The organism is Desulfobacter vibrioformis DSM 8776, assembly GCF_000745975.1.
GTDB classification, from domain to species: Bacteria; Desulfobacterota; Desulfobacteria; order Desulfobacterales; family Desulfobacteraceae; genus Desulfobacter; species Desulfobacter vibrioformis.
Map to the genome: position 1 here is coordinate 174,200 of NZ_JQKJ01000001.1, position 25,567 is coordinate 199,766.

The 25,567-nt window shown below is 44.9% G+C and carries 20 protein-coding genes and 1 pseudogene; all 21 read right to left on the reverse strand.

What is annotated here, in order from left to right:
* Window positions 1-39 precede the first annotated feature (39 nt).
* Window positions 40-1,185: a dTDP-4-amino-4,6-dideoxygalactose transaminase gene (rffA, locus tag Q366_RS00745; protein WP_035235432.1), complete on the reverse strand. Its 1,146-nt coding sequence runs from the start codon at window positions 1,183-1,185 to the stop codon at window positions 40-42.
* 20 nt (window positions 1,186-1,205) lie between these two features.
* On the reverse strand, window positions 1,206-1,577 hold the full coding sequence (locus tag Q366_RS00750) for an EamA family transporter (protein WP_035235434.1): 372 nt from the start codon (window positions 1,575-1,577) through the stop codon (window positions 1,206-1,208).
* Window positions 1,578-1,616: 39 nt separating this feature from the next.
* On the reverse strand, window positions 1,617-3,032 hold the full coding sequence (locus Q366_RS00755) for an AMP-binding protein (protein ID WP_035235437.1): 1,416 nt from the start codon (window positions 3,030-3,032) through the stop codon (window positions 1,617-1,619).
* On the reverse strand, window positions 3,016-3,252 hold the full coding sequence (locus tag Q366_RS00760; protein WP_035235440.1) for a hypothetical protein: 237 nt from the start codon (window positions 3,250-3,252) through the stop codon (window positions 3,016-3,018). Before Q366_RS00760 ends, Q366_RS00755 begins: the two co-directional genes overlap by 17 nt.
* Window positions 3,253-3,304: 52 nt before the next feature.
* Window positions 3,305-4,918: a B12-binding domain-containing radical SAM protein gene (locus Q366_RS00765; protein WP_084691644.1), complete on the reverse strand. Its 1,614-nt coding sequence runs from the start codon at window positions 4,916-4,918 to the stop codon at window positions 3,305-3,307.
* 60 nt (window positions 4,919-4,978) lie between these two features.
* Window positions 4,979-5,701, reverse strand: coding sequence for a hypothetical protein (locus Q366_RS00770; protein WP_156968078.1), 723 nt, complete (start codon window positions 5,699-5,701; stop codon window positions 4,979-4,981).
* A gap of 234 nt (window positions 5,702-5,935) precedes the next feature.
* Window positions 5,936-6,967: an N-acetylneuraminate synthase family protein gene (locus tag Q366_RS00775; RefSeq protein WP_084691645.1), complete on the reverse strand. Its 1,032-nt coding sequence runs from the start codon at window positions 6,965-6,967 to the stop codon at window positions 5,936-5,938.
* A gap of 36 nt (window positions 6,968-7,003) precedes the next feature.
* Entirely contained in the window at window positions 7,004-8,797 is a 1,794-nt protein-coding gene (locus tag Q366_RS00780; protein WP_035235448.1) for a thiamine pyrophosphate-binding protein, read from the reverse strand.
* Between the two features lie 16 nt (window positions 8,798-8,813).
* Window positions 8,814-9,293 carry a 3-hydroxyacyl-ACP dehydratase FabZ family protein gene (locus Q366_RS00785; RefSeq protein ID WP_035235449.1) on the reverse strand — a complete coding sequence of 160 codons (480 nt, stop codon included), beginning with the start codon at window positions 9,291-9,293 and terminating at the stop codon, window positions 8,814-8,816.
* Between the two features lie 163 nt (window positions 9,294-9,456).
* Window positions 9,457-10,443: a glycosyltransferase gene (locus tag Q366_RS00790; protein ID WP_035235451.1), complete on the reverse strand. Its 987-nt coding sequence runs from the start codon at window positions 10,441-10,443 to the stop codon at window positions 9,457-9,459.
* On the reverse strand, window positions 10,440-11,660 hold the full coding sequence (locus tag Q366_RS00795) for an acyl-CoA reductase (protein WP_035235454.1): 1,221 nt from the start codon (window positions 11,658-11,660) through the stop codon (window positions 10,440-10,442). The genes Q366_RS00790 and Q366_RS00795 overlap by 4 nt, the downstream gene beginning before the upstream one ends.
* A complete protein-coding gene (locus tag Q366_RS00800) occupies window positions 11,653-12,735 on the reverse strand; it encodes a LuxE/PaaK family acyltransferase (RefSeq protein ID WP_211251850.1) in 1,083 nt (360 codons plus the stop codon). Before Q366_RS00800 ends, Q366_RS00795 begins: the two co-directional genes overlap by 8 nt.
* Before the next feature lie 18 nt (window positions 12,736-12,753).
* Window positions 12,754-13,326, reverse strand: coding sequence for a hypothetical protein (locus tag Q366_RS21170; RefSeq protein ID WP_156968079.1), 573 nt, complete (start codon window positions 13,324-13,326; stop codon window positions 12,754-12,756).
* Window positions 13,327-15,317: 1,991 nt separating this feature from the next.
* Window positions 15,318-15,695: a prepilin-type N-terminal cleavage/methylation domain-containing protein gene (locus Q366_RS21685; protein WP_035235457.1), complete on the reverse strand. Its 378-nt coding sequence runs from the start codon at window positions 15,693-15,695 to the stop codon at window positions 15,318-15,320.
* Between the two features lie 77 nt (window positions 15,696-15,772).
* Window positions 15,773-16,993 (reverse strand): type II secretion system F family protein, encoded by a 1,221-nt coding sequence (locus tag Q366_RS00815; RefSeq protein WP_035235462.1) that lies wholly within the window; start codon window positions 16,991-16,993, stop codon window positions 15,773-15,775.
* 3 nt (window positions 16,994-16,996) lie between these two features.
* A pseudogene (locus Q366_RS00820) lies at window positions 16,997-18,705 on the reverse strand (GspE/PulE family protein).
* A 24-nt stretch (window positions 18,706-18,729) separates the two neighbouring features.
* Entirely contained in the window at window positions 18,730-20,382 is a 1,653-nt protein-coding gene (locus Q366_RS19950) for an ExeA family protein (protein WP_051957738.1), read from the reverse strand.
* A gap of 5 nt (window positions 20,383-20,387) precedes the next feature.
* Complete coding sequence (gene pilQ / locus Q366_RS00830) at window positions 20,388-22,106, reverse strand: type IV pilus secretin PilQ (protein WP_051957739.1); 1,719 nt, start codon at window positions 22,104-22,106, stop codon at window positions 20,388-20,390.
* Window positions 22,107-22,128: 22 nt separating this feature from the next.
* Complete coding sequence (locus Q366_RS00835) at window positions 22,129-22,620, reverse strand: hypothetical protein (RefSeq protein WP_035235465.1); 492 nt, start codon at window positions 22,618-22,620, stop codon at window positions 22,129-22,131.
* Window positions 22,621-22,635: 15 nt separating this feature from the next.
* The gene (locus Q366_RS00840) at window positions 22,636-23,196 is read right to left on the reverse strand and encodes a hypothetical protein (RefSeq protein ID WP_035235467.1); all 561 of its coding nucleotides are present in this window, start codon (window positions 23,194-23,196) and stop codon (window positions 22,636-22,638) included.
* Window positions 23,196-24,977 (reverse strand): hypothetical protein, encoded by a 1,782-nt coding sequence (locus tag Q366_RS00845; RefSeq protein ID WP_035235468.1) that lies wholly within the window; start codon window positions 24,975-24,977, stop codon window positions 23,196-23,198. The genes Q366_RS00840 and Q366_RS00845 overlap by 1 nt, the downstream gene beginning before the upstream one ends.
* Window positions 24,978-25,567: the final 590 nt, after the last annotated feature.

Consider the following 25,567-nt stretch of genomic DNA (forward strand, 5'->3'; position numbering starts at 1 on the left):
TCAAACACCTGACGAATAAGGATAAAATTGTGCGAAGAACTATCCACGGCTATAAAATGAGCTGATAACATCTGCCACCCTGTCCACATCATCCAGGCTCATTTCGTAATACAGGGGCAGCCGCAGCACCCTTTCGCTTAAATTTTGTGTATGTTTCAGATCCCCGGCAACCCTGCCGAACTTCTTTCCGGCAGGGGATGAATGCAGAGGAATATAGTGAAATACAGCATGAATATTTTCATTTCTAAGACAGGTTATTAATCTGGACCGTTCTTCCAATTCCCCGGTGACAATATAAAATATATGCCCGTTGTGGCTACCGGCTGCGGATTCCCCGTGGGCCAGGCGGATAAGGCCCTTTTCTTCCAGAGAAACCAGCCTTGCCCGGTAATGGTCGCAGATCTCCCGTCTTTTTTGAATAATGGTTTCAGCCTGCTCAAGCTGGGCATACAAAAATGCCGCTGTCATATCCGACGGCAGAAAAGAGGATCCTATATCCACCCAGGTATATTTATCCACCTGACCCTGGAAAAACTGGCGCCGGTTGGTACCTTTTTCCCAGATAATATGGGCCCGGTCCAGCAGATCCGGGTTGTTAATCAAAAGGGCCCCGCCCTCGCCGCTGATAATGTTTTTAGTTTCATGGAAACTTAAGGTGCCCATATCCCCGATGGTGCCCAGAAACCGGCCGCTGTCCGAAGAAAGCAGGGCCTGGGCCGCATCTTCGATAACCATGAGCCCATGCCTGCCTGCAATATCCATGATCATATCCATGGCACAGGGCACACCTGCATAATGCACCGGTACGATGGCCTTTGTCCTGTCCGTTATTGCCGGTTCTATCAATGCTTCATCAATATTAAGCGTATCGGGCCGGATATCCACAAACACAGGCACACCGCCCCGCAGCACAAATGCATTGGCCGTTGAAACAAAGGTATAGGACGGCATGATCACCTCATCCCCGGGGCCAATGTCGGCAAGGATGGCTGCCATCTCAAGGGCGGCCGTGCAGGAATGGGTCAGAAGGGCCGGACTTCCCAGGCGGCTCCGCAGCCAGTCCTGGCATTGCTTTGTGAAATATCCGTCCCCTGCCAGATGGGAATGTTTGATAACAGCCTGGGCAATATTATAGAGTTCTTTACCGGCAATGAAAGGCCTGTTGTAAGGGATAAACTCGTTCAAGATATTCCTCTCCTTTATTCCTAATACGGTGCCCTGCTTGTTATAACAATCCCCATGACAATAAACAGCAACCCCAACAGTTTATATAAAGAAAAGGGTTCCTTGAATAATATTATGGACAAAAAAAACACCAGTACGAACGAAGCGCTCATAAACGGATACGCATAGCTTAAATCAAACTTTGTAACTACAGCCATCCAGAACAGGCTGGCGACAAAAGCGCTGCCCATACCTGACAGAATAAACGGATCGGTAAACAGGGTTTTTATCAGCCAGGCAATTTTATCAAGATGATTTTCAGGCATTGCCCCATGAAGAGCCATCCGCCATTTGAGAACAATCTGCCCGTAGCAGGTAAAAAAAATACATCCGAAAATATACAGGTAGTCCATAATTCGCCACACGATTAAATTTTATCTATGAAATACGGATCAGGCCTCATAGTACCGGGCCAAATCTTTATACAGGGTCTTTCCCGCATCGGTTTTAGGGATCTGTGACACAGCCTGACACCTAAACGCAGAAAAATGCAATCCTGTTTTTTGCGCTAAAAAGCGCCTCACAGAATCATGCAGCGTGTCATCTGTTAAAAAAACAAACATGAGATCATCTTTGCCCGCGCATGCACTGTCGACGTCCGGGAATGCCGTTTTCATCATCCTTTCAACCTCATCCAGGTTGATACGGGTGCCGAAAATCTTTAAAAATCGTTTTTTTCTGCCCACGACATAATAGTATCCGTCAGCATCCCGCTTTGCAATATCTCCGGTAACAAGGACACCGTTTCGCTCGTCACCCAAACTCAAGTCTTCACCGCACCGGGCATACCCGAGGCTGACATTTTTCCCCTTGTACACCAGTTCGCCGGCCATATCAGGGCCATCAATCTCTTTCCCGTCATCCTCAATGAGGGAAAAGCAGCCGCCGGGAATGACAATGCCCATACTGCCGCATTTTTCAAGGGTTTTCTCCCCGGGCAGATAGGCCATTCTGGCCGTGGCCTCTGTTTGTCCGTACATCACGATAAAATTCTTGCCGTTTGCAAGCGCATATTCTGCAAACTTTTTATGCAGTTCAGGGGACAGCTTTCCCCCTGCCTGGGTCATGGTTTGCAACGCAGGCAGATCCATTCTGAAAAACCTTAGCTTATCAAGCATCTCATAGGTGTAGGGAACACCGCCGAAAGAGGTTGCCTCAAACGCTTTCAACTGCTGCCAGAACGCTTTCTGCATCAATGTCTTATCCGTAAGAATCACGGCTGCGCCCACATAAAGATGGGCGTTGATGATGGAAAGCCCGTAGGTATAACTCATAGGCAGAGTCGTAATGGGGCGCTGGGTTTTGGATAAATTCAGATACCGGGCAATGGAAGAAGTGTTGGATTGAATATTTTCATAACTTAAACGCACCAGCTTGGGGCTGCCTGTTGATCCGGATGTGGTCAGCAGCAGGGCCAGGTGCTCATATAACGGATATTCATTATTGTACGGCGTTTTCAACAAAGAATAGGCGAAATCATGATAGATCGGCCGAAACGATTTGAACCCGGATGCCATCCGTGACGGGCACCATATAAAATCAGGCCGATAGGTGTCCAACAGCGAGGCCAACAGGGCCGAATCCAGGCCAGCCTCAACCAGAAAAGGGACGATTCTGTTATTTAAAAACGACACATAGCCCAGAAGGGAGCCTGTCTCATTAGCGCATAGATTAAAGACCAGGCATCGCCCGGGAATATGCTGTGCCACCCTGTCTGATGCAAACAGAAGATCGGCATAGCTGACGGTTGTACCGTTCTGGTTTATAACCGCAGGATTGCTGCCGAATGTTTCAAAATTCCAGATCATATTTTGCCAGGATTTTTTTGCCCTTTACGTAGGAACTGAAGTCTATAATATCATCCGTATCCATCATAATCTCAAATTCATCTTCAAGCCCGGCTATCAGGCTCATGTGCCCGACACTGTCCCATTGTTCGATGGATTGATACTCCAGACTTTTAAGGTCGGATTCTGTGATCGCAAAGGATTCAATAAACACCTTATTATACTTTTCAATATTTGTCATAAGCACTCCAATAAATTAAATTTACCGTGTTAAAATTAAAGGTCAGGCGTTCTCAAAGCGAACATCCACATCCATGCTTAAACGCAAGCCCTTTCACTGTGTGAAGTTGCTCGACCAAAAGGGGCCTGGATGTTCGTCTGCCATCTATCATCTTCGATAAAATTTCACTGAATGTGACTTCGCCTTCCCCGATGACAACGACATCAATATCGTTCTCGTTTAAAACATTTTCATAATCAATGGTAGGGTGTGGTCCCCCTGCAACAACGAACACATCTTTATCAAATGATCGTATAGTCTCCACCGTATCAGAAAAAAAATTCTTGAAAAAAGAAAGGGTTCTGATGCCGATAATATCAGGTTTGAAGTCTTTTAAAATAATTTCCAATTCATCAAAACTATCGTAATCTATATATGATTTGAGAATTTTTCCTTGTATCTGTTCACCAAACAACATATTAACATAACTCAGAATAGCCATTAATCCCAATGGTGGTTCTGAAATTTTTAATTCAGCCAATTTACTATCTGAGAAATATTGACTTGCATCAATCAGCAGTAACTTTAACGGCGGAACGGACTGAAGTGTTTTATTGATATCGTTTTGTTGAGGAAAATTTATCTCCAACTCACCCCAGTTATTATCTGCGATTTCTTCTATTGCCAAATCTTCTTTGTCTATTTTGGCAAGTTTAAAAATATCATCCAAGGTTTCTATTTGAGTTGGAAATATTGATTTATACTTGTATATTAACTCTTCTTTAGAACATACCTGTAATTGTTTTGGTATTATATATGACAATCTCTCCTTGTTAAAAATATAATCTTTAAGCAGGCTCAGCCTTATTTTTCTTGAAAAATTTTTATCAAAATGGATAGTTGTAGGGATCATATTATAAGGCATGGTCAAAGATTCATTAATTTGTTCTTTTGTTACACCATTTTCCAACGCTATTTGCTCGGCCAGTGAACCAGGAAAAATTCGCAAATTGTGCAACTGAATAAAGTGTAACCATTTAATATTTTTAATAAATTCTATTGTAGAAATTGCCTCTTCTTCTGTTTCTGTTGGAAAGCCATGAATGGCATTCATGCCGATAATCAAAGTCGGATAGTTTTCTACAATATAATCAACATTTTTTTTGAATTTCTCAATATTTAGATTCTTCCGCATCAATTTCTGCAGTCTTTCAGATGCGCTTTCCAATGAAAAATTTACACTTTTCACGCCAGCATGAACCATTAAATCAATTGCTTCAAACGTTAATAAATCGCCCCGCAATCCAGACTGAAAATAAAAATTTATTTTCAGCTTACTTTCAATAATTTTTTTAAAAAATGCGATAAACTGTTTTATATTTACATTGAAAGCATCGTCAATAATTTCAATTTTTCTTACGCCTGAATCATGCAAGAAGATAATTTCATTAAATATATGATCCACCGACCTCCGCCTGTGAATTGGCGTCATATTGTGAACATCACAATAAAAACATCTGTATGGACAGCCTCGTGTCGCCTGGACTGAAAACGCATTTTTGATTCCTGATTGTCCGACAAATTTACTATATTTTTTATAATCTATTAGCCCTCTATTAATTATTGGCAGCGAATCCAATTTTTTTATTTGCTCACGTCGACCAGTGAAAATTATATTATCTTTCATACTCAATAAACCTTTAAAGTACAAAGCGTTACTACAAGGGCCAAGTCTTACCCATTTTTATCAATTATGCTTCACAAAAACGTAGTATTGCATACGTAAAATGTGGCCTATGCTAAGAAGAATTGCAGTGGTTCCTCTATTGTTTGATGAATATGATCCCACCACTCTTTTAGCTCCTTGCCTTTTTGCTTCAGTGACTTCGCAATAAAAAGCACAAAAACCCAACCCGGATGACAAATATTCTAAGTAATTTCCAGACAAGAATGCAAAATACTCTGTATCAGTCAATTTTTTCAAAGCAAAAAAACCAATATCTTTACAATTATACGAAATTTTATAAAGTTGAGATCCTCTATCCAATTCGTCATTTATCCAGTAAATATATCTTTGATTGGCCTGGACTGTTGAAAAATACGGATCCATGGATATTCTATCTGTTTGGAACATGCCTTGCTTTATTTCTTTAAACAAATGATCAATGTCGTCATTGTTCATTTTATGGTAGGTAATTTTTTCAAGTATGCGTTTTTGAATCTTGTTTAAATTGAAATCTTCTCCAGTATGATAACAAACTGTCAAAGTCTCAATGAAACAATAACCGAGTTTTTGGAATAAAAATAATGCCTCAATATTACCTGTCGGGATTTTTACGACTGTATATTCCGTTTCATACTTGGAAATTTCATCTTTTATTGTTTCAAGAGAATCGTCCGGTGAAATCGTTATTTCATTGCAATCCACACCGAGATTTCTTTTTTCCCATACCGCATTTACGATTTTCATTTTCTGACCCTTAATTAACGGAAATATAAATTGTTTTCTTTTATAGTTCCGGTCACATGACTTGAAACCGATTTTTAATCCTAATAAACTGTTTTTTAAGGATTTAAAGTCGAGATTTGATATCAAGTCATTTGATCAGAACTATAGTTCCTTAAGGAAACGGCATTGACTTTATTATACCAGAAAAAATTCAATAAAGAGAATTCACTGTGTGACAAAAAAGTTCAGGCTCTCTTAAAAAAGAGCCTCTGAATAAAGCAGAGTATCTTTTTCCACAGCCACTTTTAATGTTTTGCCGATTAAGTCTTTTATATTCTCAGGCGCAAGACCGGTGCCAGGCCGTTTGGCATCCAAGTCTTCTTCCCTGATCACAGTTCCGGCCTGCAGATCCCGTGAGGCAATAATACTGCGCCTCATCTTCTGACGCTGGACCAGTTCGGCTTCCAGGACAATTCGTTCGGTGCCTCCAAGCGCCATCTGCACATTCCGACAGCTTTGAACAAGCCGGGACATCTCGTCGGGCTCTGTGGCCATCTGATTATCCATCCCTATTTTTGTTTTATCCAGGGTAAAATGTTTTTCAATCAGCGCGGCCCCCAGTGCAACGGCGGCTACCGGGACTTCAATGCCGATGGAGTGATCCGAAAAGCCTACAGGACAATCGGGAAACGCCTGCCGCAGCCCCAAAATATTTTTCAGCCTAATGGTGCTCAGTTCCGGCGGATAGATGGATATGCAATGCAATATGCACAGGCTGGTATTCCCTGCATTCTTAATGGTTTCAACCGCTTTTTTTACATCGTCCATGCTGCCCATCCCTGTGGCAAGAACCATGGGGGCTCCTGTGCGGGCAATATAATCAAGAAACGGGTAGTTATTTAGCTCCATGGAGGCGACTTTTACAAAAGCGGCATCACATTTTTCCAGCAGAAAATCCACCTCTTTTCTGCAATAGGGCGTGGAAGAAAAGGAAATGCCGCACTGTCGGCTGTATTCGGCCATCTCCATCAACTGCGCTTCGGACAGGGCAAATTTCTCCATTATTCTGCCTGCTACCGGGTTCTGATCATAATAGGTTTTAGAGTACAGAGATTCTTTGGACCAGGACTGAAACTTGACACAGGAGCACCCTGCCTTTTTCGCCTCACCAATCATCTCTTTTGCGGTTTCGATGTCGCCATTATGGCTGGTATTAATTTCCGCAACAATATAAGGCATTCCAAAATCTGAGAGATCAGTTCCGTCTCTCAATACACTTTTAGCCATACTTTCCTCGCTATTGTTTATTCTTGATGAATTGAATCACTGGTCTATGGGATCAATGACCATTTCGGATAAAAACAGCTCCCGGTCCATGAACGGTGCCTGGTCTTCCAGGGGCCTGCTGACGATTTTTCTGTCTTTGTTATGGGCATAGGCACTGTGCAGGTATTCCTGATCCGGCCTTGCGATAATCTCACAAAGCAGCGGTCCCTGCACTGTTTTAATGATATGCTCAAGGGACCCAAACAATTCCGAACTGCTGCCGATTTTCAAGTACGGTATATCAAAACACCGGGCAACGTTTTCAAAATCGGGACAACTGACACCGTTACCGGGATCCGTTCCTATTGTCCGGGTTCGGAACAGTTCCTGCTGACGGGTTCTGATCACCGAGTATACGTTATTATTAACCACCAGTATCTTTACAGGAATTTTATTGTATTTAATCGTCTGCAATTCCTGAAGATTCATCATGATGGAGCCGTCCCCGATCACGGCAATGATGTCGGTGCCATGGGCATAATATACCCCGATGGCTGCAGGCAGGGCATACCCCATGGCTCCCTGGGAAGCGGGATGGATACAGCGCTGGCTTTTGCCAAAGCTCACTGTGGAGGGGATAATCAATTCTTCCAAACCGGCATCAGTTATCAAGACACCCTTTTCAGGCAACAGCCGGGACAGGCAAGCGGCTAAATAGTGAAGATCAACCTTTTCCGATTGTTTATATTTTTCTTCGCATTTGGGGAACACCTGCTTCCAGTGCAGACATTTATCTATCCAGCCTGGATCGGCGGGTCTAATTCCCCTGTTCCCTAACGCCTTTAAAAAACATCCGGCGTCAGAAACAATGAGCCGGTCAATTTTTACCGTATTCTTGCTGTGCTCTACGTTGTCAATATCCACGGCAATGATCAAAGCTTTCCGTGCAAATTTGCTGTAAGTCTCCCCTGTGGTAATGGGCGACAATCTAGACCCCAATGCAATAAGAAGATCTGCATTCTGAAGGGCCATATTGCCGGCACGGGTCCCGCCGATACTCCCCACAGCGCCCATGGACAGTTTATTCGCTTCACCATAAACGTCGGCAGCCGAAGCCGTAAATGTAACCGGCACCGGAAACATTTCAACGAACGCCTCTAATTGTGCCAATGCGCCGGAAGACGATCGGACTCCGCTGCCGATCAGTAGTACCGGACGTTGTGCATTCTCAAAACAATCTATAGCATATTCGATATCCGAACCCTGGGGGTTAAAACAGCTAACATGAGTGTCAGGCACAAACCGCTCCAGTTTTTCCGGTGCAACCCTCATATTCTGGATATCCAGCGGTACATCAATCCAGACAGGTCCATTGCGCCCCGATTGGGCCATGAAAAAGGCCTTATCCATTTCATAACCGATTTTCCCTGGGTCGGTAATCATGACGGCATATTTTGTTATGGGAGAAACCAGACTGATGATATCAGCTTCCTGCTGGCCGAATGTGCGCAAAGGAATGCCTGAAAACCGGGTTGTCTGGGCAAGCTTATTCTGTCCGGAAACAAACACGCAGGGCACGTCATCCTGCCAGGCGCACAGCAGGCCGGTGAGTGCATTTGTTGCAGCGCATCCCGTGGAGACCAGACACGCCCCGATGGTTTCATTACACTGGGTATACGCCATGGCAGCAAAAGAGGCGGCCTGTTCATGGTGGACACAGATACTTTTCAGTTCTTTATGCCGTGCCGCCGCATCGGAAAGAAACAGGATGCCGCGCCCCGTAACTAGAAAAAGGTGCTTTACCCCCAGAGCATAAAGCCTTTCAATCATGTAATCGGCCACACGCATCATACGCCGGAACTCCTGTTTAACGAAGTGGTTTAAATTGATTCAATACATCCGGTATTGCAATGACCAAATCCGCACAGCACGCCGTTTCCCCTTTCACATACCCGGTAACGGAACCCTGGGCCAGCCCTCTGCGATAGGACTTCAACACAGCTTCAATATCCAACCGGTCTCCCGGAACGATTTTCTTTTTAAACCGGGCATTATTGATGGAGACAAATCCAGTTTTTTTACCCTTGTTGCCGGGCAGGGTCAAAAAGCTCATTAAAAAAACCTGGGTCAGCGTTTCAATCTGGACAAATCCGGGCACATTGGGTTCATCCTCAAAATGGGCAGGGAAAAACCACTCATTAAAGGTAAAGTTTTTATATCCTTTTGCACTTTTCCCCGGCACCACCTCTTCAATACCGTCAACAAAGAGCAAAGGATACCGGTTCTGCTGGTATTTCTGAATGACAACCACATCCAGGTCTTTTAGAATTATAGGTGTCTCATCCATTACAATGATTCCTTTTAAAAACTCGAGAGTCGTAAGTTTTTTCAAAAAAAGACGTGACATTTAAAATACTCTGCAATATCACGTTCTATTGTCGGAACCGCATCTTTGGTCTCTACGGCTATCTATTGCCGTCAACGCCAAGATTTCTTTTTCCCCGGCAGCATTAACAACTTTCATCCGGCACCCCTGTATCCGCATCTATCGTGTCCACACCGATATTGACGGTCTCTTTGATGACATACTGCGGTGAATCATTAATACAGATGTATATACGGCCCAGGTACTCCCCTATCAACCCCAGCAGCACCATAATAATGCCGGAAGAGAGCAGTATGGCTGCAAGCACCGAACTGTACCCGGCCGGTACCGCTGGATTTAAAATTTTATGGACAATGGTGCCGATGCCCCATAAAAAACCACATACGGCAAACACAACACCGAGCAGAGACGCCATCCTGAGAGGCTTAACAGAAAAAGCGGTCAGTCCGTTGGCCCAGAGCGACATACATTTCTGCAGGGTAAAGCCGGTGGCGTTGTCATCTGCGCGTTCCCGTTGAGCCATCTCCACGGTTTTTATCCTGCCGGTCACCCGCAGCACAAGCCCCTCAAGGTAGGGGTACGGGTTCTTGTACTTGATTATCTCCCGGCAGACAAAATTTTTCATCACGCTGAAATTCTCAAACCGCAGCCCCCTTGGCTTGTCCAGCAGAAAGGAGGACATCAGTGAATTCAGATCACTTCCCAGAATCCGCAGCCGAGCTTCCTTTTTTTCAGGGTACTTTGCCGTGGCATAGTCACACTCATCGTCCAACACCGGCTGCATCAGATGCCACAATTCACAGACCGGACTTTGAAAATCATCGTCCAGGTCAACCACGAACTCCCCCTGGACTACGGCATATCCGGCCAGCACCGCAGCATGTTTGCCCATGTTCTTTGAAAAATTTATCACTTTGATATTTGGGTTTTCTGCCGCAAGCCCTTTCAGGACATCATACACCCGGTCAGGGGAAAAATCGTTGACCGTAATTATCTCATAACTGAACTGCGGTTTCTGGCCCACAGTATCGATAATCTCATCAATCACCATCGTGATTGTTTTTTCACTGCGGTAACACGGGATAACAAAACTGATCAGGTTATTTATCATTGCGCATCAACCATCCTTGAAAGCTGCCGGATTAAGTCATAGCCGTCCCAGATCAATGAAAAGTCAGATGCCCGGCCAAAAGGGACGATACGGTCAATGCCGGTCACACCGTTTTCAATAACGGCATCACGCAGCGCCCCGGGGTCAAAACCGATATAGGTCAGGGTCTGATATTTCCGACTTATGATCTTCATCAGGGCGTCCAGACTAGTGTCTGCATATTCATAAAAAAGCCCGCCGCCGCAGGCATGGTCGGACAAAGCTGAATCCAGCCTGTTGAGTTTTACCCGCATGACTGTGTTTTTACGGCTGTTCTCAACTTTTATGTCCGCCAGACATAAAACTGCGCTGCACACTGCGGATAACTTATCAACCACGGTAATAGGTTCATTGCTATACCCTTTATCGGCAAGCACCCGGTCAACCGCTCCCCAGAACACGGCTTTTGCCTTTTCAACGGTTTCCTCGCAGCCGATCCATACCAGCAGCCGGGGCGAGGTGCAGGCATTCTGGTCAAACAGATAGGTGTCATTGAAAAAACCGACTGCAACCCCATACTTGTCATCCAGCGCCAGGTACGCTTCAGCATCAATCACACCCATTGAATACCTGTCGGCAAAGGTGACATCAAAGGCCCTGGGCGGCAGCGGCGCCCGGCGAATCCGGGCAATGGTATTATCTCCGCCCCAGATGATTCGAGTATCACAAATCCGTGAGAAACAGGCATTAATTTCATCGCTGTGTGCATACCTGACAATTGCCAGGTAATCTCTGATTCCGGCATGGACTTTCCGGTGCAACACCCCCTGAATGGCCTTGCAGATAATATCCACCTGGGGAAACTGTTTTTCCGAAAGCCTTACAATGCACGCGTTTCCGCTAAGCAGCCCGACAGCAAGACTGTATGCAAAATTCACCGGGACATTGGACGGGGCAATATGAAAGGTTACACCCCGACCCACACAACTTTTTTTAAGTGAGGCGTATGGTTTTTCCAGGGCAGCCAGGTTGGCGCTTCTGCAAAAAAAAGCAAAGGTAACAACATCCGGATATTGCCCGGCCTCTTTATCGTTTCTGAGCACCTTTGACAGATCAGACAGAAAACCGGTCATTGCAGGGTGAAAAATGGGAAACGGCTTGAACCCCGGCATCTGCCCGGGATCGGCATCACCCTTAACTAAAAAATTAACCTGTGGAAAATTCGCTTGCCTAGGCATCGCTGCACCCTCTTATCTCGGCCTTTTTTATCCGTCCAAGCACCTTGAAATACTTTCCTTTGCGCCCACAGGGACAATCATCTTCCCCGAGCACCACCCCCTCATCCTCTGTAAGCAGGGAATGCCCCGGATAGGAAAACGGCAGGGCGGAAAGGGTTTGGATAATTCCCTTCTCACCATATTCTGCCGGGCTGAAGTCGTCATGCCGCCTGATAATGATATCTGAATAGACGCTTGCATGCAGATGACCGGTGTCACACGCCATATATATGGTCCCTGTCTGCTCCACCATGCCGTAATATTCATACACCCGGGCAATGCCGCAGACCCTGTTCAGCGCCTGGTTGAATTTTTCAGCGGATACCGCCTTATCCGCCAGTTTCTTCCAGCCACCGCCATGAATCATCACCCCCTGTGACAGATCCGGGTGAAACTTATGTTTTTTAAGCAGTTCATAAAAATGCTGCCAGATCATGAAGGTAAACCCGAACAGTAAAATGTTTTCATTGGCATGGGTTTCAAGAAATTTCTCAATGCCTTTGATGTCCAGATTCATATCTTCATCAAGGGCATAGATTTTATCCCTGCCGAACATGGAAAAACCCAAGATTCCTGCCCCCCTGGCCGAAAACATCTTTCGGTCTTTGAGCACCGCACTGGTATCAAGAATAATTAACGGCAGCCTGGCTTTCCCGATACTATACACAGCAATCCTGGCCAGCGCTTTTGTCTGATTGGCCGACGTCTTCCGGTCCAGAAAAATTTTTGACACCGCTGTCCCGGAGGTTCCGGATGATGTCATGGTTCTGATGATCTCATCTTTTTCTACACTGCGCAGGGCATGCGCCTTGAAAAGACGGACGGGAAGAAAGGGAACATCAACCATGGATTTGATCTTTTCAGGGGATTTTCCAAAAGCATCCAGAAGCTTGCGATATTCCGGGCATTTGGCGTAATGGTGAGCGGTGAGATGCTGCATTATACCCAAAAGAAACCCCGCTTTTTTCTCTTTTACCAGAGAATAGGGTGTGACAGCCAATATCTGATCATAATCCAGCATTGCAGTATGTCCCAAAATTATTCCCTCGGATCATCACTCAATTGAGGGCGGCTGAGACAGTTTATATACTTCAAACATATCATTCTCAAACACCTTTGAATACTTTTTATCCTTCATCCAGTACCGGAGATAATCAAACTTTTTCAAATCCGGTATCCATACCTTGTCCCGTTTCCTGTACGCTTCATCTTCCAGGGGCCACCCGGGATTCCTTGTCATGATTTTTGAAAAGGTTATATATACGGGAGAGCGGACTTTCGTTGCCTTTTCAAATTCCTCCTGGAAATCCTTGAAAGATATACACCCATGCCATGGATTGTTCATCAGGCAGTTGGTCTGGGTCAGGTAGTACATCATTGGTATCCAGCTTAAAAACAGGGCCGGGGTATTATCTCTTTCATATGTTTCATGGTTGAAAAATTCAAGGGCCTCATCCATGACTTTGACCCGCTGGGGAAAGGTATGAATGCCGAAAAGCTGGGGGGATTTAAACATATCTACAAGAACCGACCTGTCCCCAAGATCCCTGTGGGACCTGTTATATCCCCAGGGATTGACAATACCGAAAATGATAGCTGCAACAAATATAATGACGTAATTGTTCATATTCAAAACCCGAAGGTTAACTGTCATTTTCTTATCAATCATAAATGCAAGAGGAAAGGCAAAAAATAATAGGCCCGCACCGGATCGGTAGATAACACTAAAGGACAGGTCGGAACCTGGAAAACTGAATAACGCCAAAATAAGAATCAATATCGTGGGAGTAATAAGTTTTTTATCATATCCAAGGGAATAAATATAAAAAAAGTATCCCGGCAGAATGGATACTGTCATATATATAAAAAACGCCCCCTCAATTCGCAAATAGGTGACATAATAGATGATAAATCCGGATAACACTAGAATGACGACCTGTTTTACCGAAAGAGATTCCCCCAGCATAAACAGCAAAATAAATATCAACACGGTTAAGACAGCGCCTTTTTGCAATACATACCAGGCGCTGGCGAAATAGCTGATAAACAGCCTCCTAAGACCATGAGAATCTCTTTCGGGAGTCGAATAAAGCGGGTCCATCCTTTCAGATGTGCTTCTTTGGTCTGAATCTAAAAAATAAAAAGGGTCGCTGGAAACAGTCGATGCAGAGCCTTCTGATAATATACTTTTCCCGGCCATCGAGGCAGAATCAATACCTTGTGCCGAACCATTTGCTTCATTATTAATAAAGTTCTCATTAAGGTAGTTGACATATGTATGCAGGTTCCCGCTACTGTACAGCAGAAGAAACCCGGATATCAGACAGATTAGATATCCACAATATAAATAAATACAAGGACGTATCCAGGGTTTATTAGTTTCGAATAGCGCCCAGGCATAAATAAGCGGAAATGTAAAAATTAAAATGAAGTTAAATTTTACCCAGAATGTAAGGCATAAAAATACGCCGGCGAGTAAACAGGAAACAAAACTGGTATGTCTGCCGAGCAGCAGCCAGATGCCTATGAGTGCAAATAAGACCGGCAGGTTATCATAATTGATCGACAGATAATAATTGTAATGAATAAAAAAAACCGAAAGAATAACAAAAATAAGCCATGCAACTAACCGCTTGAAATAAAGAGAATAGATTTTGAAAGAGACAAATGCGATCCCTGTAACCACAAGTACATATCCGAACCTTGCCCATAACACACTGGGAACACCTATCATGGAGAGCCATAACCCGTTAAAAAAACTTGTGCCCACGAGAAAGTCAATATTTTGAGAAACGCTGCCGTGGAATAATCCCCAGGCTTTGGTAAAATGGAACCCGGTATCCGTGACATCCAGGGTCTTAAACGTTCTGAACAGTGCATAAAAAAAATTAATAACCACTAAAATGGAAATTCGATATCTGGATAAATATGTTTTTAAATCCAACAACGAAAAAATGAAAATAAAGCCGGGAATGAAACATAAAATCCAGGCCACGAATTCAATCCAGAAATAATATATTTCCACCGGGTTTTCAGCAAATCCGGCCTGGCGGAATTTATTAAGTAATGGAATGAAAACCAAAGGCGATTTCAGAATAAGCCACAATAATCCGACAAGCAGCAAACCAAGCCGGAAATATTTATGAGAGATAATTGAGTTGCAGCATTGCTTGGCATTTTTCATATTTTAACTATCCAATACTGAAACGATGCAATTATTACTATCGCGGAACCCAAAGGAATCATCTTCAATCGAAAAGCAGCCCTCGTTTCCAACGAAAGGATATGATATGTTTTCAGTTAACCCTGTGAATAGAGATAAAAGCAAGACCCTATAGGCTGGCAACAAATTTGATTTGGGAAAATATATTTCCAAGGGATTCTACAACTTGGCCTGTTTTTTTCAGGCACAGGAATAAAAACTAAATAAATTTATGGATAAGCCATATAACATCACCGCAAGATAAGCAATTCGGAAATATCTACAGCATCAAAAAATAATACGCAAACGATGCATGACTCATAAAATATAAAGCGAGGGGAGATATTCCCTCGCTTATACCCGCCGTTTAAGTGATGTTATAGCTCAGCCTTTTTTTATAAAATCCCATTAAACAATTAATACGCCGAATAAGTCTTTGAGTCTGAAGAGCTAGGGGGGTCTAAAGCAACTACTGAAACCGTAAACGTGCCATCAGCGGGAGTTGGTTCTCCGTAGGAAGCAGAATAATCGCCAAGGCTTTTCTCGGCATTAGCTACGGCGTGTGTAAGCGCAGCAGAGTCGTCTCCACCATTAGACAATAGCGCTGATCCATACACCAAGGTGACATTGCTGACACCAGCACCCAAAGCCCCTTTAAGAGCTTTCTTCCTAGCTTCATCCATCATATCAACATATTTAGGTGCTGCTACCGCGGCCAGAATACCAAGGATAATCAATACAGCAATAATTTCGATTAAAGTAAAACCTTCTTCGTTTCTAAGAACCTTTTTCATGTTTTCCTCCTAAAATAATAATTAAAATATCCCAATTGGGACAAACCGTTGCACATCCTTTATTTCACTATCTTCATCTATTTTACCATCTTCGTCAAATCCCACATAGGCAGAAAAATGGCAAGGGCAAAAAAACCGACGACGGTAGCCAACCCGACAACCAGAATAGGGCCAATGGCTTCAGACATTGCCTTGGTGCTATATTCTACTTCTGCATCATAATGGTGGGATATTTCAGCCAGCATATCGTCCAGATTTCCTGTTTCCTCCCCGATCGCCACCATGTTGATCACCATGGGAGGAAAATACTTCGATGATTTCAAGGGCTGGGAAATCCCCTTGCCTGCAGTAAGCATCTCCTTGATCTTTATAAATTCTTTTGTAATGGCGGCATTGTTAATGGTTTCAGCCAGCACATCAATTGATTCGAGAACCGTTATGCCTGAGGTCTGAAGAATAGCAAAAATGGAAGCAAATCTGGACATGGCAGCTTTGGACGCGACCGGTCCGACAATGGGCATTTTTAAAAGGGCCTGATCCCTGAGCAGTATTCCCAAAGGCATTTTAAAGAAAAAATAGTATCCAAGAAAAAAGGTTACACCAATAAGAATAATTCCAATAAGCCAGTAATCATGCATCGCCTTATGCATAATTATACAAACTTTTGTTGGTAAGGGCAGTTCAAGTTTTGCAGATTGAAAAATGATTACAAATTTGGGAATGACAAAATTAAGAAGAATAAAAAAAGCAACGCCAAGGAACCCTATTACCATCATCGGGTACCGCATGGCTGATTTAATATCTGATCTGAGCTTATCTTCATGATCAATGATATAAATGAGCCGTTCCAAAACATCAGGCAGCGCGCCTGAGGCTTCACCGGCGTTCAGCAGGTTGCAGTAAAGCTCTGAAAAAACATCTCTGTGTTTGGAAAAAGCGGTGAATAAATTTGCGCCTTCCCGGATATCGGCCCGAATCTGTGAAACAACCTTTTTCAATCGCTTATTTTCCGTCTGGACCTCCATGGTTGTCAGGACTTCCATCATGGGAACGCCTGCCTGAATCAGGGTCTTGAACTGCTTGGTAAACAGCACCAGATCACGTGCCTTGACTGACGTAAATCGATCCTCAAAAGAGGATAAGAAGCTTGAGGCACTGCCTGATTTTTCCTTTACTTTTTCAGGTAGTAAGCCTCTTTGGGCAACCTTGTCAGCAGCGTCCTCCCGGGACGAGGCTTCAATCTCTCCCTTGACAATGGATCCGGTTTCATTAATGGCGGTATAGGCATACGTACCCATGGATTACACCATTACAGCAGAAGCTGCCTCCTCAGGACTGGTAATGCCATTGGCCACCTTGAGGGCAGCATCCTGTTTCAAGGTTTTCAGATGACCGGATTCTGAGCAGATATACGTAATTTCCTGGGCTGATTTGCCGGCTATGATCATTTTTTGAACATCCTGGTTAACGTGGAGTACCTCGTAAAGGCCGGTACGCCCAAGGTAACCGGTGTCCTTGCACTGCATGCATCCGCGGCCCCGGACAAAATCCACACCCTGGGCATTTTCAAGGCCCCAGAATCTTCGAACTTCAACAGGTGGGGAATAAGACTCCCTGCAATGGGGGCAGACCCTTCGGATAAGGCGCTGGGCCTGGGTGATCAGCATAACCGAAGAGACCAGAAAAGGCTCAACACCCATGTCCACAAAACGGGTGATGGCACCGGCAGCGTCGTTTGTATGAACCGTGCTGAGCACCATGTGCCCTGTTAAAGCAGCCTGGACCGCAACACTTGCGGTTTCACTGTCACGGATCTCGCCGATCATAATCACATCCGGGTCCTGGCGCAGAATCGCACGAAGGCCTGACGCAAAGGTCATACCGGCTTTCCTGTTGAGCTGGCCCTGGCGCACATGCTCCATCTGTATTCCACCGGATCTTCAAGGGTGATAATGTTGACATCCGGTTTATTAATAATTTTCAGCATGGAAAAAAGCGAGGTACTTTTTCCTGATCCGGTAGGGCCTGTGGCAAGCACGAGGCCATAGGGCATTTTAATCATTTTTTCAATGATGACAATATCCTTGGGAGCCATACCCAGTTTGTCCAGGGAATAAATGCCTGTGCTTGTATCCAAAAGTCGAAGAACCATATTTTCCCCATACACGGTGGGAATGGTAGAAACACGGATATTGATTTCCTTGTCCTGGACAAAAACTGTAAAACGGCCATCCTGGGGAATTCTGGATATGGAAATGTCAAGATTGGCCAAAATTTTCAACCGGGATACAATGGATGTGAACATGTTCCTGGGCGGTGCAGGGATATGGTGCAGTTTGCCGTCTACCCTGAACCGGATTTCAACATAATCTTTTTCAGGTCCCAGGTGAACGTCCGAGGCCTTTTCCTTAACGGCCTGGGTAAGGATGGAGTTGACAAGCCTGACAACCGGCGCTTCTTCAGCCATGTCCATGAGTGAGGAGAGGTTTTTCCGGTATTGATCTTCAACCTCGTCTTTGGCGTCCATCTCCTGCATTTCCTGGATATTTTCCATGACGCCGTCAGCACCGGCGTAAGTACCGTAAACCGAAGAAATCAGGGTGGACAACTCCTGTTCCGTGCAGATTACGGCCTCTACTTCAGTATCCGTATAAACCTCTATGTGATCGTAGGCGTTGATGTCAAGGGGATCTGTCATGGCGATAAGCAGTATGCCGTCTTTTTTATGGATGGGCGCAGCCTGAAATTTCTGGGCCGTATTCACATCGAAAATATTGGCAAGATCTGTGGAAATGGCATATTCACTGGGATTATAGCGCTTGATATGCATCTGGGAGGAGATAAGCGCTACAATATCTTTTTCGCTGACAATTCCTTCCGCAATAAGATACTGACCAAGGCGTTTCCCACTATTTCTGGCGCCGGCCAGAGATTTTTCAAGCTGGTCCTTTTGGAGCATTCCAGCTTCCACCAGCATCTCCCCAAGGCGTTTGCGTTTAGATGCCATCATTATCCTCTTTATTTGCGCTTAAATTCATAAAATCGTTCTACCTTCTACTAAAGCAGAAATCTCGGTCTCCCGGAATTCACAGAAAGATTCAGATAGCTTTGCTGCAACGGCCTGTGCAGCCGGTTTATCTGCGAATACCTGGTTCAAAACCACATAAAACATAAATCCTTTTTCCGCACTCCAGGACGATAGAATCCGGATATTCAGTCCCTGTTTCCTGTATTCCCGTGCTTTTACATAGGCGTGACTCAAATCACCAGAACTATCTGATGTCAAACAAATCCGTCCGGAACGCCAGTGTGCGGACGCATCACTGACAACCCGGAAACAGATCAGCGCTCCGTTAAGGATCAGACTTGGGTCTTTTATGCTGCCATTGTCCTGCATAACCTGCCTGAGAAGTTTTTTTGAGTATGATCCATAAATAATTGATATCATAGCATACAAATTGTCTTCACCGGATATTTTTACAGATCCCAGAAAATTGGGTTCACATTCGGCAGTTTTATCAAGAACCGGTTGTTGAATATCAGGATCAGGTTGAACCAATGCCCTGGTTTCCGGTTGAACAATTGTTGCCAAAGGCGGGTTATCCGGTTGAGCTGGTGCCGGAGATTTTTTAACAACTTCTAATGTAACCGGTGCAGGTGCAGGTCCGGCATCTGCGTGCTGAACGTTGGAAGAATCTGAAGACACCCATTGAACAACCCTCTGTTGAACCGGTTCAGGCATGACCTGCACGATTGTATTGGCATGAAACGCAATAAAAAAAATTAAAACCATGGCAAATACGGACAAAGCCGGTATCAGAAACCTTTTTATTTTTTTCTGGTAATCCGGAAAAATTTCCCCGGCACAGGCATGAACAAAAAAGGAGCCGACACACTGCCGGTCCTGAATAATCATGGTTAAAAGCACATGATGGCACAGGTTGATAATTTTTCTGGGATACCCTTTGGTGATCCGGTAAACTGCCCAGAATCCGGAAAAAGTAAACCTGGGAAGCTGGTCGTCGTCAAAATAGTCCGGAGAAGCGGCCTGGTTGATTCGAAACCGGATCAGGTCTCGGGTTTCCGCAAAGCTCAAGGGTGAAAACGTGAACCTGAAATTGATCCGGTCCACAAAATTTTCCATGCCCGCAATCATCCGGTCAAACTCTTTTTGGGCAAAAATGACGATCTGGAGCAGCTTTTTATCGTTTGTCTCGTAGTTAAGCAGTTCCCTTAATGTTTCAAGGCAGTAAAGCGGCAGTTTCTGGCCTTCGTCAATCAGCAATACCGTGGTTACGTCGTCCTCAACCCCTGTTGAAAACAGGTTGGCTTTTATCTTTTCCTTGAGCGCAAGTTCATTGCCATGCTGATCTGCCGGTAGAGGTAGACCGGTGAAATGATAAAGTATCCAGGCCAGAAATTCTGCCGGAGAAGTGAACCCCGGATCAAGGATCAAAAAACACCTGATCTTTTCATCATTATCAATTTTCCGGATCAGTTGCCGGCATACCGTGGTTTTTCCGGTTCCCACATCCCCTGTGATCACGTTAAGCCCCCTGCGCAGCCTGATGGCGATCTCAAGCTTTTGCAGGGCAGTTAAATGCTGCCGGGCGTTAAAGAACAGCCCGGGATCAGGTGAGTTGGAAAAGGGTTCCTTTTCCAGATGTAACGTCCGGTAATAGGCCATGGATCTTACTTGGTTCCTCCGGATACTGCCGGAACCTGGGATGCCGCGGCAGCGTCTGCCACAGGTGGTGGCGTTATTTGTCCTTTAAGGATATGCGGTGTAATAAAAATAAGCAGCTCTTCCATGTCCGCTGAATTGGTTGTATTTCTGAACAGCCATCCAAGACCCGGCACATCCATCAATCCCGGAACCCCTGATTTGCCTTCTTCGATATTTTCCTTGTTCAGCCCCCCGATCACCGTGGTCTGTCCGTCAAACAAATTGACCATGGTCTCGGCATTTTTTGTAATAATGGTGGGATTGCCGTCTACGGTGTTGGAGAAATCCAGCTCATCCTTGTGGGTAATGATTTCCAGCCGGACAATATTGTCGTTGATCACGTGGGGCGTAACTTCCAGGCTGATGACAGCCTTGCGCCATTCAATTGAAACCTCACTATCCTCTACGGTCTGGAAGGGAACTTCCTTGCCGGACTCAATGCTGGCTTTGTGGTGATCCAGGGTGGTAATGGAGGGCTTGGACAGGATATTGACCTTGCCCTCTTTCTGCAGGGCGCTCAGTTCCGTATAAAGCGCCCATTCCCCGGCTTTTTGTGTCAGCAGACCAAAAGACAAACCACCCTCACTTGCCACCTTTGTTCCGTCCTGAATAACATTACTGATAAAATTCATGGTGTTATTACCGTCGTCATCTGTTTCTGAGCTAAAGGCAGATGTCCCCAGAATGCTCTGGGTGGACTTTGTACCGCCGTCATATGTTGTGGCACCAAGCCCGCCCCACTGGACACCAAGTTCCCTTGCGGTATCCGATGTCGCCTCCACAATATGGGCTTCGATCAGAATCTGCAGACTGGGTTTATCCAATGCCTGGATGATGGGCAGAATTTTATTCAACTCCGTTTGAGTAGATTGAATTACCAGGGAATTCGTATTTGTATCTTTTAATATAGCCCCTCTGAAATTGGTTTTCTCCAGGGCTTTTTTCTTATCAATGGACTCTGTGACCGCTTTTTCCAGAGCGGCTTCCCTGGAGTTGGCCTGGAGATATTTTTCCAGGTTCTCACGCAGCTCATCCAGGTCTGCAAAATTGATTTTCACCACCCGGGTCATCAACGGTTCATATGACTCCTGTTTTCTGGAGATCGCCTCCATGGTCAACGCATGTTCTTTTTTACTTTTCTGATAGTTCTGCTTGGCTTCCATGAGTGCAATTTCCTTGTTCAGGTCCTCCACGGTGATCACCCGCAAAATATCGCCGCTCCACTTATACGTCAGCCCATAGGAGTCCAGAAGACCGGTAAAGGCTTCATCCCAGGGTACGTTGGAGATATTGATTTTAGCCTGGCCCGAAACCGTTTCATTAATCAGGATATTGACGTTGGCTGCCCTGGCAAGGGTCCGTAGAAGGACAGGTACCGGGACATCATGCATCTTCATGGTCAGCCGCATTTTAGGCATTTTTTTTTGCGGTTCAAGCGGGTCTTCCGTTTTCTGCTCCCTGGCGTTATTCGCTTGTTCAAGCGCCTTGATTTTTTGCTGGACGTCTCTGTCTATCTCTTCAATATAAGGACGGGCGTCCGGCGTGACCTTGGGCGAATTTTCCGCCATTACCCGCCACTTTTCAAACCGGTCAGGCGGTTTTGCTTCCTTTTGAGTGGCCTGACACCCAAGACCAAGGCCCATGAGCATCAGTGCCAAAAAATATATTTGAACATATTTCCTCATTTTATTTCCATCACCGATTAATTTAATCTTCTTGCAAATATAGCGTAACCTGCCTGTTGGACTGGGTCAGCAACGTTACCTTTGTCGGCGTAATTTCAAGCACCTTGTACCCAATGTCTATAACCAGGTCTCCGATACTATATTCCATACCGTTAATTATGCCGAGAAAATTCTCGCCTAGCTGAATAAATCCGGAATAGACCATATCCGGCAGCTTATCTGATGCCCCATCATCAAGTTTCCCTGAATTTTCACCATAATAGATAAAAGGATCCCTGGACCATATGTCTTCGGCTTTTGTTTTGAGATAGGCAAGATCCCTTCCGCCGTTTTTTTTTAGTGCGGCCATCGTTGTCTGTGCTGTTTTGCCGATGGCGTCAGCCGCTTTGATGGCCGCTTGAATTTTTTCTTCATCCGTACTGCCTTTCTTTTTATCCAGCACAAAATAATTCAATAGTCCGTATACAGCCAGCAAACCTGCAAGCCCAATGATTATAACCTCTCTCTTGTTCATTGTCCCGGTCTGCCCTTAATTTTTAGAAAAACCATTATGTTCTATGGCAATCCTGAACCGGATACTGCAATACCTGACATTATTTCTATCGGTTCGGATTTCAACGGTTTCAAGTCGTTTGAAGCAGGGCAGTTTGATCAGTTCGATCAAAGCGGGCCTGAAATGCAGGAACTCTCCCTTGTAAGTCATGTTCACGGAAATCAGATCGGCACCGGTTTTAAAAGATTCCGTATCCATCCGGTTTTCCGACAGGATCAGACGCTGTCCTTCGGCAATCTGTTTAAATACCTGGGTCAGGCCTGAGACCTCATCCCTGGGAATCGCCTTGCGTTGCGGGAGAGGCAGGGCATTATCAAACTTTGTATCTGCCAGGCGACATGCCTGGGCATATACCGAATAAAACTGTTTCTGATCTTCCAGGCGAATGGCTTTGGCGAGCCAGTCCGCTTTGACCGCCTGAATATTTTTAAATTTTGGGTAAAGCAGGCCCAGGGCAAGGGCAAGAATCACCACAAAGCAGCCCACAATCAGACCAAGGGTTGTGGAGGAAATTTTTTCTGTTTCCTTTTTCGTCATCAGAAAATCTCCATATCCACAGTAAAATTGAGCGTATTAAGGTCTTTTTTTTGTTCTATTTTTTTGTTCTCAACATCAATATTACCGAAAAGGGGCGAGCCATCCAGGGCCATGACGTATCCTGTCAGCGTGGATTCAAGGGCGGTGAACTCCGCAGACACAAGCCCTTGCAGACGCATATGCCGTACACGGTCCTCAAGTTTTTTTTTATTTTTTGCTTTTGGGTCGTTATCCACGGATTCTGCAAGTTCGGCTTTCAGGGTAAGAATATCTATATTTTCAGGCGTCAGCGCGCATACTTCGCTGATAACGGACAAGGAGGCATAGTCATTGACATACTGACGGATCATCTCTATTTTTTTTCTAGCCTGGTCATTTTTTTTATTCATTACATCCTTGGTGATCTGGAAATCATATTTTGCAAGCTGGGTTTCTACGGATGTACGCTTGGCAACTTCCTGGTTTTCCATCCGGTCAAACCAGAACCAGACACCGGCACAGATCAGAAGCCCTGCAATTCCTGCAGCGATGATCCCCATATTGATTTTTTGGGCTTTTGCGTCAAGGGCCTTTTCCTTATAGGTATAAAGAAAATTTGGCGTCATGGCTTTGTCGGACAGGGCAATGCCCAGGGCCGGAATAACGCCGTTCCTGTCTGCTGCGCTGGTGGGCATGGCCAGACCCATGGCACCCGGGTCATTTTGAAATGGAGAGAAAAGGGTAACCCGGCCAGGTATCATTTCTTCACTGAAGCTTATGAATGCCCGGCTGTCGTCTGTTTCTCCGAAAAAATAATATTTTGCAACCGGTTCATTTTCCAGAAACATATTGGAGCAGTATTCACCGGTGCGCTGAATTTTACCTAAAAGCCGCCGGGCAGCTGCTTCCATCTCTTCAAATCCGGGGTCATCCAGCCGCCCCCTTGCGGCCAAAATCCAGGGAATATCCGTAATTTTCCCATCCACCATCCCGGATTCCATTGACGGTTCCACAAGGCTGTACGACCCTGTTTTAATACTCCTTGCCACCAATATACCCTGCTCAGACATACAGAAGATTTCAGACCGGTGCCGCCGGATATTTACAATCACCACAGGCTGGCCCCCGGTGTCGGGCTGCCCGGCAAGAATGCAGTTCTGGATGGCAAACGGGGTGGCCGTAATGCCGGCCAGGGAATACCCGGCTGATTTGAACAGGGTTTTCAGTCCTTTTACAGCAGCCCTGTCACCGGAAAACGCCACCACAGTTTTCTTCTTCACACCACTGCCATGGACATCTGAAATAAACTCATAGTCAAAAATTTCATTGACCAGGTCTATGTCAATTTCTTTTTTCAATGCCCACATGGCAGCATTGGCCAGCCTGGCATCCGGTATGTTGGGCAGGGTCAGCTGTCTTAGTTTAACATCTTTTGTTTCAATGGCGGCCCAGATGGGGACGTTTTTACAGTCTGCTAGAAACGAGGCCAGTGCGGATCTGAGGAATGCAGGGAACCGCTCGCTTTTTATGTCCGTAGTTTCGGGATATGGAAAGACCTGCCACTTAACAACCTCTTTTGCGCCCCCGCGCTTTGTCTCGCCGGCCAGGACCAGGGACAGAGAATCGCCCCCCAGGTATGCCCCGGCACAGAGGTTATTCAGGGTATTGCCCTTAAGGGAACTGCACCCCTTGGATTCGGGCAGGGAAGAAACAGGTTCCCGGGAAAATGCCTGGGGCGGGGTGCCCCCCCGAATGGAATCCAAAAGTTTCTCAGTTGAGCTTAAATCACTGGAATCTGTCACAGCAACCTCTTTTAATGGTTCTAAATTTTGTTATATATTCTTAAGAAGACTAATTAACAAAATACACCTGACAGAAAAACAATAGTACCGGTAAAATTTCACCGGTTTATTATTTTTGTTTAAGATTAAGCTCCACTTTACACGCTTTATCTTAATGAACAATCCTGTGCTTTTTCTTTATTAAAAAACCTTCACTAATCACGCAATTTGTATCAAAGGACACTAGCTTAATCCGACTTTTCAGGCTTTGTCAATTATATTCTCACCATCAAGTCATCATAGACATTGGAATCATTAACTTTTATCCTAACACAACCATTATAAAAATATAATCAGTTGATATTAAAGCAAAATATATGAAATTATAACTTCTTGAAATTATAGATATTTAAAATTTATTTTCCGGATGCTTTTATGTATAGTGATTATTCGCAAATGCTACAAAGGCAACATGAAATATGCCATAATTTGATGGTATAGGAATTGCCATTTCCTAAAACCTAAAACTGAAACCCAACCCGTCCGAAAGGCGGCAATTTAAACTTATTAGACATTTAATCGGCTTGCAAACACGCCTGTAATGACCTTAA